General features: G+C 21.5%; 1 protein-coding gene. It reads left to right on the forward strand.

From position 1 onward, the window contains the following. A partial coding sequence (locus HMPREF1552_RS03015; RefSeq protein WP_021743598.1) for a type IV toxin-antitoxin system AbiEi family antitoxin domain-containing protein occupies positions 1 to 585 on the forward strand: 585 nt, incomplete at its 5' end. Positions 586 to 637: the final 52 nt, after the last annotated feature.

The raw sequence follows: 637 nt of genomic DNA on the forward strand, positions 1-637 counted from the left end.
AATAATAAATTAAATAATTTTTTTGAAAATAATATTATAATAACAGTTAAGGAAGCAGAAAAAATTGGCATAAAAAGACAGACGCTTTCTAATTTATGTAAAAAAGGAATTTTAGAGAGAGTAAAGCAAGGAGTTTATCAGAAAAGTGATACAATTACAGATGAATTTATGAAAATACAAAAAAATAATAATGTGATTTTTTCAAATACGACTGCTCTATATTTTCATAATTTAACAGATAGAGTGCCAAATACAATTTCAATAACAGTTCCACAAGGTTACAATGTTTTACATATTACGAAAAAATTTAAAAATTTGAAAATTCATTATGTAAAAAAAGAAATATTTGAAAGTGGTAAAATTGAAACTTTGAGTAAAATGGGGGCTAAAATTTATATCTATGATAAAGAGAGAACGATATGTGATATTATAAAAAATAAAGGAAAAATTGATGTAGATGTATTCTCAAAAGCACTAAAATTATTTTTTAAAGATAAAGATATAAAAGTAAGAAAATTAATAAAATATAGTAAAGAATTGAAAATTGAAAAAAAAGTGAGAGAATATTTGGAGGTTTTGATATGACATCAGAAAAGTTAAAAGGGAAAATAAAAAGTTTTTCAGAAAAAAATAATTT

Origin of the sequence: Leptotrichia sp. oral taxon 879 str. F0557 (assembly GCF_000469385.1) — a bacterium.
Lineage (GTDB): Bacteria > Fusobacteriota > Fusobacteriia > Fusobacteriales > Leptotrichiaceae > Leptotrichia > Leptotrichia mesophila.